This window comes from Gallibacterium genomosp. 3 (assembly GCF_001678475.1).
Classification (GTDB): domain Bacteria; phylum Pseudomonadota; class Gammaproteobacteria; order Enterobacterales; family Pasteurellaceae; genus Gallibacterium; species Gallibacterium faecale.
The window spans coordinates 46032-59920 of record NZ_JTJR01000017.1; the positions used below are offsets into that span (position 1 = coordinate 46032).

The 13889-nt window shown below is 36.0% G+C and carries 13 protein-coding genes and 4 tRNA genes; 9 read left to right on the forward strand and 8 right to left on the reverse strand.

Features of this window, described 5'->3' with window-relative positions:
- Positions 1 to 38: 38 nt before the first annotated feature.
- Complete coding sequence (gene rnt, locus QV06_RS04675; protein ID WP_065237153.1) at positions 39 to 728, reverse strand: ribonuclease T; 690 nt, start codon at positions 726 to 728, stop codon at positions 39 to 41.
- Between the two features lie 91 nt (positions 729 to 819).
- Positions 820 to 1227, reverse strand: coding sequence for a lactoylglutathione lyase (gene gloA / locus QV06_RS04680; RefSeq protein ID WP_065237154.1), 408 nt, complete (start codon positions 1225 to 1227; stop codon positions 820 to 822).
- A 96-nt stretch (positions 1228 to 1323) separates the two neighbouring features.
- Between gloA and QV06_RS04685 the strand changes: the two genes are divergently transcribed.
- Positions 1324 to 2127, forward strand: a complete 804-nt coding sequence (locus tag QV06_RS04685) for a hypothetical protein (RefSeq protein ID WP_065237155.1) — start codon at positions 1324 to 1326, stop codon at positions 2125 to 2127.
- A gap of 3 nt (positions 2128 to 2130) precedes the next feature.
- Here the strand turns inward: QV06_RS04685 and QV06_RS04690 are convergent, their stop codons facing one another.
- Positions 2131 to 2544, reverse strand: a complete 414-nt coding sequence (locus QV06_RS04690) for a hypothetical protein (protein ID WP_065237156.1) — start codon at positions 2542 to 2544, stop codon at positions 2131 to 2133.
- Between the two features lie 291 nt (positions 2545 to 2835).
- Here QV06_RS04690 and mpl point away from each other — a divergent pair, with 291 nt between their 5' ends.
- A complete protein-coding gene (gene mpl / locus QV06_RS04695; protein ID WP_065237157.1) occupies positions 2836 to 4224 on the forward strand; it encodes a UDP-N-acetylmuramate:L-alanyl-gamma-D-glutamyl-meso-diaminopimelate ligase in 1389 nt (462 codons plus the stop codon).
- 136 nt (positions 4225 to 4360) lie between these two features.
- Here the strand turns inward: mpl and QV06_RS04700 are convergent, their stop codons facing one another.
- The 3 genes from QV06_RS04700 to folD form a co-directional block, all read right to left on the reverse strand.
- On the reverse strand, positions 4361 to 4774 hold the full coding sequence (locus QV06_RS04700; RefSeq protein WP_065237158.1) for a DUF417 family protein: 414 nt from the start codon (positions 4772 to 4774) through the stop codon (positions 4361 to 4363).
- A gap of 144 nt (positions 4775 to 4918) precedes the next feature.
- Positions 4919 to 6853: a PhoX family protein gene (locus QV06_RS04705; RefSeq protein ID WP_065237159.1), complete on the reverse strand. Its 1935-nt coding sequence runs from the start codon at positions 6851 to 6853 to the stop codon at positions 4919 to 4921.
- Between the two features lie 318 nt (positions 6854 to 7171).
- Positions 7172 to 8029 carry a bifunctional methylenetetrahydrofolate dehydrogenase/methenyltetrahydrofolate cyclohydrolase FolD gene (folD, locus tag QV06_RS04710; protein WP_065237160.1) on the reverse strand — a complete coding sequence of 286 codons (858 nt, stop codon included), beginning with the start codon at positions 8027 to 8029 and terminating at the stop codon, positions 7172 to 7174.
- A 160-nt stretch (positions 8030 to 8189) separates the two neighbouring features.
- Here folD and QV06_RS04715 point away from each other — a divergent pair.
- The 6 genes from QV06_RS04715 to QV06_RS04740 all read left to right on the forward strand — a co-directional run bounded on the left by QV06_RS04715 (position 8190) and on the right by QV06_RS04740 (position 11793).
- Positions 8190 to 8266, forward strand: a tRNA-Pro gene (locus QV06_RS04715).
- A gap of 29 nt (positions 8267 to 8295) precedes the next feature.
- Positions 8296 to 8372: transfer RNA gene (locus tag QV06_RS04720), tRNA-Arg, on the forward strand.
- A 261-nt stretch (positions 8373 to 8633) separates the two neighbouring features.
- On the forward strand, positions 8634 to 9296 hold the full coding sequence (udk, locus tag QV06_RS04725; RefSeq protein WP_065234713.1) for a uridine kinase: 663 nt from the start codon (positions 8634 to 8636) through the stop codon (positions 9294 to 9296).
- A 14-nt stretch (positions 9297 to 9310) separates the two neighbouring features.
- A complete protein-coding gene (dcd, locus tag QV06_RS04730) occupies positions 9311 to 9898 on the forward strand; it encodes a dCTP deaminase (protein WP_065234714.1) in 588 nt (195 codons plus the stop codon).
- Complete coding sequence (locus QV06_RS04735; protein ID WP_065237161.1) at positions 9895 to 11157, forward strand: hypothetical protein; 1263 nt, start codon at positions 9895 to 9897, stop codon at positions 11155 to 11157. Before dcd ends, QV06_RS04735 begins: the two co-directional genes overlap by 4 nt.
- Positions 11158 to 11172: 15 nt before the next feature.
- Entirely contained in the window at positions 11173 to 11793 is a 621-nt protein-coding gene (locus QV06_RS04740) for a hypothetical protein (RefSeq protein ID WP_065237162.1), read from the forward strand.
- A gap of 41 nt (positions 11794 to 11834) precedes the next feature.
- Here QV06_RS04740 and QV06_RS04745 read toward each other — a convergent pair.
- Both QV06_RS04745 and QV06_RS04750 read right to left on the reverse strand, forming a co-directional pair.
- A tRNA-Asp gene (locus QV06_RS04745) sits at positions 11835 to 11911 on the reverse strand.
- Positions 11912 to 11939: 28 nt separating this feature from the next.
- A tRNA-Asp gene (locus tag QV06_RS04750) sits at positions 11940 to 12016 on the reverse strand.
- A gap of 360 nt (positions 12017 to 12376) precedes the next feature.
- Between QV06_RS04750 and uhpT the strand changes: the two genes are divergently transcribed.
- Positions 12377 to 13774, forward strand: coding sequence for a hexose-6-phosphate:phosphate antiporter (gene uhpT / locus QV06_RS04755; protein ID WP_065237163.1), 1398 nt, complete (start codon positions 12377 to 12379; stop codon positions 13772 to 13774).
- The last annotated feature ends 115 nt before the right edge of the window (positions 13775 to 13889 follow it).

Here is a 13889-nt window from a genome sequence, read left to right on the forward strand (position 1 = left end):
TAATGTTGTAATGAAAGAGTGGCAATCATCTATAAAAATTAAGAATTTGTCGAGCAATTTTTATCGTCTATTGCCAAAGGTGGAAAAAGATTTGCTTGTTTTAGTTTATTGACCATTAAGCAGAATAATTCTGCGGTTTTTTCTGTATCGTATAACGCAGAGTGTGCTTTGCTTGGTTCAAAGGGAATGCCAGCTGTATCGCAAGCGGTACGCAATACAGTTTGCCCAAACATAAATCCTGCTAATGTCGCAGTATCGAACGTGGCAAAAGGATGAAATGGATTGCGTTTAATTCCAGTACGATTGATTGCTGCCATCAAAAAGTTATAGTCAAACATAGCGTTATGTGCAACTAAGATTGAACGTTTACATTCTGCGGCTTTTTGTCCACGACGTACCATTTGAAAAAATTCAGTTAGCGCAGTTAATTCATCAACGGCTTGACGTTCAGGATCGTGAGGATTGATACCATTAATCTTTAATGAATTAGGATCAATGTTGGCACCTTCAAAAAGTTGAATTTGAAAGTGGCATTTTTCATCAGGTAATAAGATCCCCTGTTCGTCCATTTTTACAGTAACAGCCGCTAATTCTAACAAGCCATCTGTTTGATGATTTAAACCAGATGTTTCTACATCAATAATGACAGGAAAATAACCACGAAAACGGTGTTTAAGTAAATGGTAATTAATTACTTCAGTTTCTTGTTCAGTAGCTGGTTGGTTCACATTCAATCCCAAATGAAAGTTGTTCTAAAATAACTCACTCCTCAAAAAAGAGGAGTGAGCTGAAATATAAAAGTGTGTGTTATAAATGAAATTATTGACCTAAGCCATCTTTAGCACTTTTGTTTTCAATAAATTCAATTTTATAACCATCTGGATCTTCAATAAATGCAATAACAGTAGTACCACCTTTTACTGGACCTGGTTCACGGGTAACTTTTCCACCAGCAGCACGTACCGCATCACAGGTTGCATAAATGTCATCTACACCGATAGCGATATGACCAAATGCACTACCTAAATCATATTCAGTGACGCCCCAGTTATAAGTGAGTTCGATTACAGCTGTTTTATCTTCATCATCATAACCAACAAAAGCGAGAGAATATTTGTACTCAGGGTTTTCGCTACGGCGTAAAACACGCATTCCTAAAATTTCTGTATAGAATTTGATAGAACGTTCAAGATCACCAACACGTAACATAGTATGTAATAAACGCATATTTCCTCCAACGAAAAATGAAATTTAAAGAAAAAACCGATTGATTATGCCATAATACGTGACATAAATCACAAATTTTCTCAAGGTAATTTTATTATGTCAGATCATGATCAATCCAAAACAAAGGTAGCAGTGCTTTCATTATTACCGATTGTTTTGCTTTTTGTTGCCGATTATTGGCTATTATTAGTAAAACCTTTTGGTGAATCGATAATTTCACATTTTGCTATTGCAGTATTAGCAGCACAGCTCATTTGCCAAGTGATATTTTTGCGTGGTGAAATTTGTAATGGACAGCGTAGTCGTTTAAGTCGTTGGAATCTTTATTTTCTTATATTTTGGTTAGGATGGTTATTAATAACTTGTTTTCAAATTAAGGTGTATTTACCAATTCGATTAGCTTATTGCTATGGTGCAGGTTTAACTCTGACTACGTGGCAACAGCCAAAAGAAGAGCAATTAAGACGTGGGGTATTATGGCTTGGCGTAATTGTTGGCTGTATTGGATTATTGCTAGCTGTGATTCCAGTATTTTTATTTCAAATGACGATCAGTCTAACGTTTAATCCATTATTACAAGTGGTATTAGGGATTGGTTTAGCTTATTGGGGATTATTGGTTTCACGAAATCGCTTACATGGATTAATGGATCTATTACCTTATTTTGCATTAATTGGTTTAGTGGCAAGCAGTGTAATGGCTATGGTGAGTCTTGTAATTATGTATTTGGATCACCATACAATGGCTTGGGATCCTTTCCACCTCTCTTGTTATTTTATTGCTCATTTATTATTGCTTGCGATCTGGAGCTATCCAATCATCAAAAGAACAAAACCTAATTATTGGTCATTGGTTGCTATTATTCTGTTGGCTGGCTTTTCACCTATCTTACTTTTCTAAATTTTATCTGGATACAATGGATCCATCATCAAATTGAATAAATTTGATGATGGGTTTAACACGAATACTTTTAGTCTCGTTAGTAAAAATATTTTTACTAAAGGCAGCCATCTCTTCTTCAGGGAGCAGTGTTGATAAATAATAGCGTTGTTGTGGTTTTAAAATATTAAATTGATTGAATTTTAAATTAATAAAGCGATTATCAATAATACGATCATTAAATGTATAGACAGCGTACCAAGCCACTTGCTGAATAGATTTTTTTGATTGATTTTGGATTGAGTAAGTTGTAGCAAAAGAGATGGTTCCATCAGGTTCACGTTGCATATTTTGTGAGATAACTCTAATTTCAGCAGAAAATGGAATTTGGATATTTGGCTTGATTGATGAATGAGGAAATACATCAGCTAAAGTCATCTGACTGTAACCAAAAAAAGTGATAAAAATTCCTAGTATTAAAGTAATTATCCGCATTAGAATATTAACTGACTGACTGACTGACTGACTATATTTTTCATTCATAAATCTAAACCTAATAACTAAATCATCATTAATTTATAAAAGAATTGAGTAATTATATTTGTGAATTTTATAAATGAGGTGATATCGAATTATTATAGTAAGAAAATTGGGTAAAAGAGAGTTGGTAATATAAATCATTGAAAAGATAGATCTAATATAAATAAATGTAAGTAAAGTGAGAAACTAATGAAGACAACAGAAAAACATATTCATATTTTAGGAATTTGCGGTACATTCATGGGGGGACTTGCAATTGTAGCTCGTGAATTAGGTTATAAAGTGACAGGATCAGATGTCAATGTATATCCACCAATGAGTGTATTTCTAGAAAAAAGTGGGATTGAGATTATTCCTAATTATGATGTTGCACAGTTACAACCTGCACCTGATTTAGTAATTATCGGTAATGCAATGAAACGAGGAAATCCTTGTATTGAATATGTGTTAGATAACAACCTACCTTATATGTCAGGACCACAATGGTTACATGATCATTTATTACGCGATCGTTGGGTTTTAGCTGTATCAGGAACACATGGAAAAACAACAACCACAGGGATGTTAGCTTGGATTCTTGATCAAGCTGGATTAGAACCAGGCTTCTTAATTGGTGGTATTTCAGGTAATTTCGGTATTTCTGCTCGATTAGGCAAATCGCCTTTTTTTGTAATTGAAGCAGACGAATATGATACGGCATTTTTTGATAAACGTTCTAAATTCATTCATTACAACCCAAAAACATTAATTATCAATAATATTGGTTTTGATCATGCAGATATCTTCGATAATTTAACTGCGATTCAACGCCAATTCCATCATATGATTCGTACTATTCCATCTAAAGGTCGCATTTTGTCATTTGCTGATGAAACTAGTGTAAAAGAAACTTTAGCGATGGGATGTTGGAGTGAGCAACAGTTTATTGGTAAAGATAAAGAATGGTATGCACAACGTTTGCGTAATGATTGCACTGAGTTTGAAGTGTTCCATAATCAGCAAAAAGTAGCTGAAGTAAAATGGAATATCGTTGGGCAACATAATATGTTTAATGCGTTGATGGCCATTGCTGCAGCATATCATGCTGGGGTAAGTATTGAAACTGCTTGTCAAGCATTAGCGACCTTTGTCAATGCAAGTCGTCGCTTAGAAGTAAAAGGTGAAGTAAACGGGATTACTGCTTATGATGACTTTGCCCATCACCCAGTTGAGATTGCAGCAACATTAGCTGCTTTACGTGATAAAGTGGGAGGTGGTGTGCGAATCTTAGCGGTATTAGAGCCACGTTCTAATACGATGAAAATGGGCGTACATACCAAGGAACTCGCACCCGCACTGGTGCGTGCAGACTATGTCTTTTTATTACAACCAGATAATTTGCCTTGGGAAGTGGTTGAAATTGCTAATCAATGTGTGCAACCAGCAACCTGGACGGCAGATTTAGATTTATTAGTGACAAAAATTGTAGAAGAAGCGAAACCAACGGATCATATTTTAGTGATGAGTAATGGTAGTTTTGGTGGTATTCATCAGAAATTATTAACTAAATTAAAAGAAAAAGCAGGTGCAAAAAATTAAGTAATTGCTATAAAAAAGAAAAGACCTTACATTCTTGTAATGTAAGGTTCTTGAGTTATTATTTATTACATTAGTATTAATTAATATATTTAAAGAATAACGTGTTGTTTACATTTTATTCTTTATTGCTAATATGCTAATTAATTCGTCTTAAATCGTATTTTAATAATACAAGTGTTGCACCAATTAGTAGTAAGTCCTTAAAAATAAAGCCATTAAAACCAAGATTTACTAACAGACTTACTGTAATTAAAGCTGTGCAAAGTATTAATAAGCTACCTAATATTCCTATCTTAGGTTTAAAAAATCCAATAGCTAAACTTAAATAAGCAAGGCTTTCTATTATTCCTAATAAATAGGAAGTATAATAAAAGCCGAACCAATCATATAAGAAACTTAGCCAACTTTTAGATATTAAAGGTTTTAATAACTGAACTTCAAACTCAAACCATTTTGTATTTGCAAAAACAGCAAATATTATGATAATTATTAGACGCAATATAATAATATCGACTGATGACTCTCTGAATTTTTGTATAATTTTTGACATAAAACACCTTCTTTTTTAAAGAGGTGTATAATAAATAATAAAGTTTAGTATGGCAATTATTAAAGAGGCATATATAAAATTAATTTTTAAGGTCTTACATTATAGAAAGTAATTTATGTAAGACCTTTAATCCTTTAATAAATTTTATGAACCAATCATACCGCCATCATCTTTTTGAATTACCACTGTTCCTGAACGTGGGCGAGATTTTCCAGAAGCATCTGGCCAGGTTGAAATAGCAGTTACTTGTGTTGGATCTGTAACGCCTGAATCTGGTTCGCCAGGATGTTGAATATTAATAAACATTGTTTTGTTGTCAGGAGTAAAAGCAATACCTGTAATTTCACATCCATTTGGCCCAGTTAGGAAACGTTTAAAACGCCCTTCTTCTGGAATAACAGCGAGCATTTGGTTATTACCCATACCCTCATACGCTTTTTTATTAATGGTACTAGAGGAAACATCAGTCTGTACCCATAATACGCCATTTGGTGCAAAGCGTAAGCCATCAGGACTACCAAACGCATCGCCTTTAATATTGCCTTGTCCTTTTTCATTATTACCGGCTAGTGCGAAAATATCCCAAGTAAATTTCTCCGCAGTACCTTTACCTTCAGCTTCTTGCCAGCGAATAATATGACCGAATTCATTTTTATCCCATGGATTAGCCTTATCTGTTCCTGGTTTGCCTTCTTTACCGCGTTGTGAGTTGTTGGTTAAGGTACAATAGACATTCCCTTTCACGTAAGGATCGGCAGCAATCCATTCAGGACGATCCATTTTTGTTGCGCCAAGTTTATCCGCCGCCATTCTTGTTTTTACGAGTAGATCACCTTGATTTTCAAAGCCATTTTCAACAGTTAAACCATTCTGACCAAAGATTAACGGCAACCAATCACCAGAACCATCGTCATTAAAACGTGCGACATAAAGGGTACCTTCACTTAAAAGACGCATATTGTGAGTGCGATCATTTTCACGATATTTTTCTTTTGACACAAATTTATAGATATATTCAAACCGCTGATCGTCACCCATATACACCACAGCATGGCCATCGTTACTAATATCTAACATCGCCCCTTCATGTTTAAAACGACCGAGTGCAGTATGTTTTACTGGCGTAGAAGAAGGATTAAATGGATCAATTTCTACAACCCAACCAAAGCGGTGTGGTTCATTAGGGGTTTTATCGGTATGAAAACGATCATCAAATTCAAACCAACGATATTTATCCTCTTTCTCTTTTTGCATAATACCGTAACGCTTATCGAGAGCTGTGAAATTACCGCTATCACGCACAAAAATATCGCTCCAGTTTTCTTCGCAAGTGAGATAAGTTCCCCACGGAGTTTCACCATTAGCACAGTTTTGCATTGTACCTAAAACCATTTCGCCTTTTGGATCGGCAGCTGTTTGCATTAATTTATTACCACGAGCTGGGCCAGTGAGATGCATTGGCGTATGTGGCGTAATTCGGCGTGCATATTTTGATGGACGAACGACTTCCCATTCGCCATTATTTTTCTTCACTTCAATAATCGAAATACCCATCGCATTTTGCGATTTTTTAACTTTATCTGCATTCCAAGTTTTATCACCATCAGGGAATAATAGCCCATTATCAACATATTCATGATTCATCACTAATAAACCATGCTCATTGCCATTTTCGAGAGGAAAATAAGCCATACCATCATGATTCATACCTGCTTGTGCAGCTTGTTCTTCCGCAGTATTTGATGCATCTGGTTTAAATGCAGGGCTATTACCATCAATCCCTACGGGATCTCCCCACAAATAGAAAGGTGACGCGCGATAACCTTTTGGTACAACAACAGTATCCGTTGTAGAAAAAGGAACAGCCGTAAAATCTAAAGAGGTCATTCGACGAGGGAGCGCTGATGAAGCGGCAAATAGATTAGGTGAGATAAAGGCAGAAGGAAGTAACGCGATTGCACTAGCGATGCCACCCATTTTTAATATCTTACGGCGCGATAAGTGAACATCTAATACTTCAGAAATTGAAGGATTATTCGAGGGATTCATATTAACATTTTCTTGTAATGAACGAGTCATTGCGATTCTCCTTGCATGATGAAAGTAATTTGCGCAATGAAGTATATTGGGGAAATATGACAAATTGATGACGAAGATTCACTTTATAAAGGTATAGGGGAAAACTTTATCTTTTAGAAAGGATTTAGACTGTATTTAAATACTCCATTTAGTGACAAAGTTTAAGTCACTCTAGAAAGTGTTAAATAGTGATTAAGTTTTATGTTTAAGTATAGGTTATTGTTGATAATCTAAATTTCGCCCTTTAGCAAGGGCGAAACCTAAATGGAAGAATAGAATTAAACAATGTATTTGTTACCAAATACAAACAGTAATAGCTTACTCTAAACCCAAATGTTGTCGATAAGCAAGCAATGTATTTTCCATTAACATTGCTACGGTCATTGGCCCAACACCACCTGGAACAGGCGTAATATAGGCTGCACGTTGTTGCGCAGTTTCAAACACAATATCACCAACGACTTTGCCATCCACACGATTAATTCCCACATCAATCACAATCGCCCCTGGTTTTACCCATTCACCAGGAACAAGATGTGGCTTACCAACAGCAACGACTAAAATATCAGCTTGTCCAACCAATTCAGCTAAATTTTTTGTGAAACGGTGAGTAACGGTAACGGTACAGCCTGCTAATAACAATTCCATTGCCATTGGGCGGCCAACGATATTTGATGCACCAACAATAACAGCGTGTTGTCCGTGTAAGTCAATGCCTGTGGTGGCAAGTAATTTCATAATGCCATAAGGTGTACAAGCTCGCAGCGTTGGAATACGTTGACACAATCTACCAACATTGTATGGGTGGAAACCATCAACATCTTTAGCGGGATCAATTCGTTCAATTACTTTCACACTACTGATATGTTTTGGTAGTGGTAATTGGACTAAAATGCCGTCAATACTATCATCTTGGTTTAGTTGATCAATTAAGTCGAGTAACTCTTGCTCAGAAATGGTGTCAGGAAGATTAAATGATTTAGATTGGATACCGACTTCAAGACAACTTTTGCGTTTGTTTTCTACATAAATTTGTGAAGCAGGATTTTCACCAACTAAAATAACGGCTAGACCGGGTGAACGATGACCTTGCTGCACAATAGCTTGGATTTTTTGATTAAGTTCAGCCTTGATTGATTTAGCCAGAGCAGTGCCAGAAATAGTTTGAGCTTGCATTGATTTCTCCGTAGGTGTGTTGCATTGATTATTCGGGGCTAGATTTTCTCAAAAAAAAGCCTGTTTGATAAGGGTATGGATTAATTTTAAGCGGTTATTTTTAAAATTAAAAAAAATGATTGACGGGGGAGAAATAAAAACTATAATGCACCTCACACGTCGGCGAGTAGCGCAGTTTGGTAGCGCAACTGGTTTGGGACCAGTGGGTCGTAGGTTCAAATCCTATCTCGCCGACCATTTTTTTATCTTCACTCAGCTATTCCTATGCGCCCTTAGCTCAGCTGGATAGAGCAACGGCCTTCTAAGCCGTAGGTCATTGGTTCGAATCCAATAGGGCGTGCCATTAATCCATTATATATCAATAATTTAAGTTACTAAGTTTTAGCAATTCAGGTTATTTTTCCGTAGCCTATGAAGATAAAATCAAGTCATTGATTATTCTTTACTGATCAGATAAAAACTTCCGATTCATTTCGTTCCTTTATTAGTAAAAATTGCAAAATAGTTGAAAGAAAAAGAAAATTTATCTTGTTTCTGCGGTTGTGGTGACTAGAGAGCTTCTTTATAATAAGCAGAATTTTATCTAGCTTATTGGCGAACTATTATGTCTGAAACTAACCATTCAACAGCACACGAACCTTCTATTATTATCGGTATTGCAGGCGCTTCAGCTTCTGGGAAAAGTCTAATTGCTTCTACAATTTATAAAGAGTTATGTGAAGAATTAGGGTGTGAAGAAATTGGTATTATCTCTGAAGATTCCTATTATAAAGATCAAAGCCACCTCGATTTTGAAACTCGTACTAAAACCAACTATGACCACCCAAACTCAATGGATCGTGAATTATTATTAGAGCATTTACGTACCTTAAAAGCAGGGCAAGCGGTGGATATCCCAGAATATAGCTATGTAGAACATACCAGAACAGGGAATACTAAGCATTTTGAACCTAAAAAGGTGATTATTCTTGAAGGTATTCTCTTGCTGACAGATGAGCGTATTCGTGATGAGATAAATGTATCTATTTTCGTTGATGCACCACTGGATATCTGTTTTATCCGCCGTTTAAAACGTGATATGGAAGAGCGTGGTAGAACAATGGATTCTGTGGTGGAACAATATCGTAAAACAGTACGTCCAATGTTTTTCCAATTTATTGAACCGTCTAAACAGTATGCTGATATTATTGTGCCTCGTGGCGGTAAAAACAGAATTGCAATCAATATTCTGAAAGCACAAATTTTGCAACTGTTACGTAAAAAATAAAGAAAGGTGAATTGATGAGATTATGTGATACCGATATAGAACGTTATTTAGATGAAGGGAAAATTGTGTTATCGCCTCGTCCAGATAATAGCAAAATTAATGGAGCAACAGTGGATGTACGATTAGGAAATTCATTCCGAGTTTTTCGTGATCACTCTGCGGCTTATATTGATCTTAGTGGGCCAAAAGAAGCAGTTTCAGCTCAATTAGAACAAGTGATGAGCGAAGAGATTATTATTGAAGATGGCGAACCTTTTTTCTTACATCCAGGCGTTCTTGCATTGGCTAGTACATATGAATCAGTCAAATTACCGAGTAATATTATTGGTTGGCTAGATGGACGTTCTTCATTAGCAAGATTAGGGCTAATGGTTCATGTCACAGCGCATCGCATTGATCCAGGTTGGGAAGGCAGAATCGTTTTAGAGTTCTATAATTCAGGAAAATTGCCGTTAGCGTTACGTCCTAAAATGGTGATTGGGGCATTAAGTTTTGAAGTATTAAGTGGCGAAGCCCAACGACCATACAATAGCCGTTCTGATGCAAAATATAAAAATCAACAAGGTGCTGTTGCTAGTAAGATTAATGAGGATGCAAAATGAACAAACGTTGGGTAATTGGCGGGAGTGTTGTTATCTTATCGGGGTTAGCGATCGCAGGGTATCAACTCTCTCAGCTTAGTAATACAATTACCCAGCAGTTAGCAACAGAATATGCAATCGAACTTCCTCCTCAAAATATCAAAATTTCCTATTTTCCATTTTCTCTCCATCTTAAAAATATTGCGTATCAACAAGATGCTTGGCACATCTCTGCACGAGAACTTAACTTAAAATTAAGTTATTTAGGATGGTTATCAGGGAATCAATGGATTAAACAAATTCGCCTGATTGATGGACAGCTCACCAATCAACAACAACTTTACTTAGATCAAGTAAATGCCATTATTGATTATCGGGATTCAGGTAAAGGGCAACAAGTACAGATACTAAAAGCAGAAAATCAACAAATTACAGATCTTCAGGGGCAATTTCAATTACACCGTACACCATCGCAAATTGACCTACAACAATTAGCATTGCAATGGCAGTGGCGTAAACCGATCGCACAAATGACATCAATGAAAGTCGCGGCTGATAAAATTAGTTGGCAACAGTCACCGCAATTGCAAATTAATGCTGAAAATCTCCAAATAAACCAAGCAATGTTTCCAGCGATAAAAGCGTTAATTCATAATGAACACACGGATTTGCAGATATTCACCCCAAATCAGGGCGAATTAGCACTAAGTAAACAAAATACGAATGAACAGCAAACGGTTTGGACGATCAGTGGTAGAAAAATTGCAGCAGAGCAGCTTTCTCAACTGTTAGGCTACCAACCTTTAGTTGTAGCTGATTTTGATTTACAAGGGCAAGTAACGCAAGCTGAGGGTGAATTGGCAGACGCTGAAGTAGCGTTTATGAGTGTCGGTGGCGGACAGATCAAAGGTTTTAACTTGCTTGGCTTAGTCGGTAATTCTTTACCTTTTGCGATTTCAGGTTTGGAACAATCGCTACAAGATACAACGTTTGAACATATGGAAGGTCATTTAGTTGGCAATCAAAAGCAGTGGCGATTACAGCAAGGAGAAATTGTCTTGCATGATCTCCGTTTAATTGGAGAAGGCAGCATTCATCCTGTAACTTCACAATGTGAATGGCAATTTGCGATTCAACCTACCAAAGAAAGATTTGAAGAATATCACCTTAACTTAGATTTAGAGGGAGATTGTCTTTCACCGACGTATCGTATTCGTTTAGATGATGCGATCAAAAATAAATTGAAATCGAAGTTGCAGGAATTATTAGACAAAATATAACCTGATAGGTGAAAAATGTGTCGTTGGTTAATAAAGAAAGTAAGTAAAAAATATAAAGATATTTATAATGTTTTTGCTTCTCGCTCTAAGTCTGAAGAACATTGTTGTATTGCTAATCATATTTGCTGTGTTGTGTTTATAATATTATTACTGCTTATCAATTATGATAGGATTATTGCTGAAATAACGACACCAATTCGTTGTGCAATAGCAGGCGATACAGTAAAGGTACTTATGCTAGTAGAAGAATGGCAAAAACAGCGAGGGATTGAGAAGTTAAAGCCAATTAAAGATGTAGATGAATCTATGCAGTTATTTAAACTGAGATACAATTTGACCCCTCTTGAAAAAAAACGAATTCCACAAACTATTAAGATAAATAATAGAGTATATGAACTTAATAGTATAAATTTACAAACGAAAACTGCATTTTATTTTAGTGAAAAAAATTACTTAAATATATTCATTACATATTATTTTCTTTTTTATGATTTGGAATTACAACAGCCAATTCTTAGTGCAGAAAGCATAGCGGGGCAGTATTGGACTTTGCTTGGACCAGGTTCTGACTGGGTAGAATGTAGTAGAGATAATTCATGGGAATTATCAAAGAGATATTATCAATATAATTTTTAAGAAAAAATTTATTTAAATTAAGAAAATCATTGAATATAAAGTGGCGGAACGGACGGGACTCGAACCCGCGACCCCCTGCGTGACAGGCAGGTATTCTAACCAGCTGAACTACCGCTCCGCAATAAGAGGAAAACTTTAATGAAAAGTGGCGGAACGGACGGGACTCGAACCCGCGACCCCCTGCGTGACAGGCAGGTATTCTAACCAGCTGAACTACCGCTCCGCATTTCGTGGCGTGAATAATAATATCGTTCCAGAATATCGTCAACTTCTTTTTGGAAAATTTGATTTAATTGATGAATTGATAAGCTAAATAGTGAAATTTTTGGCTTTCTTACTAAAACAATGCTTATTTTATTGAGTTTAATTCACTTTGTTATCTATTGAAATTGGCGTTTCTACTCTCCATCTAGCCATCTAGGCTAACCTCATTGCAAAAAAGTGACTTACATCACAAAAATAAATTAAAAATAACAAAACTAAGAAAAATTCCTATTTTTTCTAAAGTATCTTCTCAAGGCAGATTTCTCCTATTTGATTAAGATTAGCTCATCTTTTTAGTCAAAATATTAGGGAAATTTTTATGCTTAGTTTTTTACAAGAAGTTAGAAAACCAGTATTAGATCTTTCAGTCGAAGAAAGACGTAAAATGTGGTTTAAACCATTTATGCAATCTTATTTGGTAGTATTCATTGGCTATATGGCAATGTACCTAATCCGTAAAAATTTTAATATTGCACAAAATGATATGATTGAAACTTACGGATTAACCAAAACAGAACTTGGGATGATTGGTTTAGGGTTTTCTGTCGCTTATGGTATTGGTAAAACAGTGGTGTCTTATTATGCTGATGGTAAGAATACCAAACAATTTGTACCATTTATGTTGATCCTTTCAGCAATCTGTATGCTGGGATTTAGCGCTAGCATGGGGGGGGGTGGTAGTGTTGCATTGTTCCTGATGATTGCCTTTTATGCATTAAGTGGTTTCTTCCAAAGTACAGGTGGTTCTTCTAGTTATTCAACTATTACCAAATGGACGCCACGTAAGAAAAGAGGAACTTTCTTAGGTTTTTGGAATTTATCGCATAATGTCGGTGGTGCAGCCGCAGCGGGTGTGGCATTGTTTGGTGCAAATGTCATTTTTAACGGTCATGTGATCGGTATGTTTATCTTCCCGTCAATTATTGCCTTAATCATTGGTTTTATTGGCTTACGTTATGGATCAGATTCACCAGAGGCATACGGCTTAGGTAAAGCAGAAGAGCTATTTGGCGAAGAGATCAGCGAAGAAGATCGTGCTGCGGAAGAAAACCAACTCTCTAAATGGCAAATTTTTGTGCAATATATTCTAAAAAATAAGGTAATTTGGCTATTATGTTTTGCCAATATCTTTCTTTATATTGTGCGAATTGGGATTGACCAATGGTCACCAGTTTATGCTTACCAAGAGTTAGGTTTTTCAAAAGATGCTGCTATTTCTGGTTTTGCTTTATTTGAAGTTGGGGCATTAGTAGGAACATTCTTATGGGGTTATCTCTCTGATTTGGTGAATGGTCGCCGTGGTTTAACCGCTTGTGTTGCCTTAATTTTGATTGTGTTTACCTTAGAGTTTTATCAATTTGCAACCAGTGAATATATGTATCTAGCTGCACTATTCGCTTTAGGTTTCTTAGTGTTTGGTCCGCAATTATTAATTGGTGTAGCCGCAGTAGGTTTTGTACCGAAAAAAGCGATTGCCGTAGCTGATGGCGTAAAAGGAACTTTTGCTTATTTAATTGGTGATAGTTTTGCGAAATTAGGAATTGGGATGATTGCAGATGGGACACCAATTTTTGGTTTAACCGGGTGGTCTGGTACGTTTGCTGCATTAAACACATCTGCTTTAGTTTGTATGGTATTACTTGGTTTTGTAGCAATTGCTGAAGAGAAGAAGATTCGTAGATTGAAAAAATCGAGAATTATGGAAATTAAGGCGTAATTGGTGAGATATGCGGTAAATTATTTATCGCATAATCAGAGTATTAATAGACCTAGATTTAGGTACATATTTTAATAAATGTTTAATGGGTCCCCTCTCACACTTGCCCGAATGA

Bases quoted from the DNA above. Each gene is read 5' to 3' on its own strand.
- QV06_RS04690 (WP_065237156.1), bottom strand. From the start codon at position 2,544: ATGACTTTAGCTGATGTATTTCCTCATTCATCAATCAAGCCAAATATC.
- QV06_RS04685 (WP_065237155.1), top strand. From the start codon at position 1,324: ATGTCAGATCATGATCAATCCAAAACAAAGGTAGCAGTGCTTTCATTA.
- udk (WP_065234713.1), top strand. From the start codon at position 8,634: ATGTCTGAAACTAACCATTCAACAGCACACGAACCTTCTATTATTATC.
- dcd (WP_065234714.1), top strand. From the start codon at position 9,311: ATGAGATTATGTGATACCGATATAGAACGTTATTTAGATGAAGGGAAA.
- QV06_RS04700 (WP_065237158.1), bottom strand. From the start codon at position 4,774: ATGTCAAAAATTATACAAAAATTCAGAGAGTCATCAGTCGATATTATT.
- QV06_RS04740 (WP_065237162.1), top strand. From the start codon at position 11,173: ATGTGTCGTTGGTTAATAAAGAAAGTAAGTAAAAAATATAAAGATATT.
- uhpT (WP_065237163.1), top strand. From the start codon at position 12,377: ATGCTTAGTTTTTTACAAGAAGTTAGAAAACCAGTATTAGATCTTTCA.
- QV06_RS04705 (WP_065237159.1), bottom strand. From the start codon at position 6,853: ATGACTCGTTCATTACAAGAAAATGTTAATATGAATCCCTCGAATAAT.
- folD (WP_065237160.1), bottom strand. From the start codon at position 8,029: ATGCAAGCTCAAACTATTTCTGGCACTGCTCTGGCTAAATCAATCAAG.
- mpl (WP_065237157.1), top strand. From the start codon at position 2,836: ATGAAGACAACAGAAAAACATATTCATATTTTAGGAATTTGCGGTACA.
- gloA (WP_065237154.1), bottom strand. From the start codon at position 1,227: ATGCGTTTATTACATACTATGTTACGTGTTGGTGATCTTGAACGTTCT.
- QV06_RS04735 (WP_065237161.1), top strand. From the start codon at position 9,895: ATGAACAAACGTTGGGTAATTGGCGGGAGTGTTGTTATCTTATCGGGG.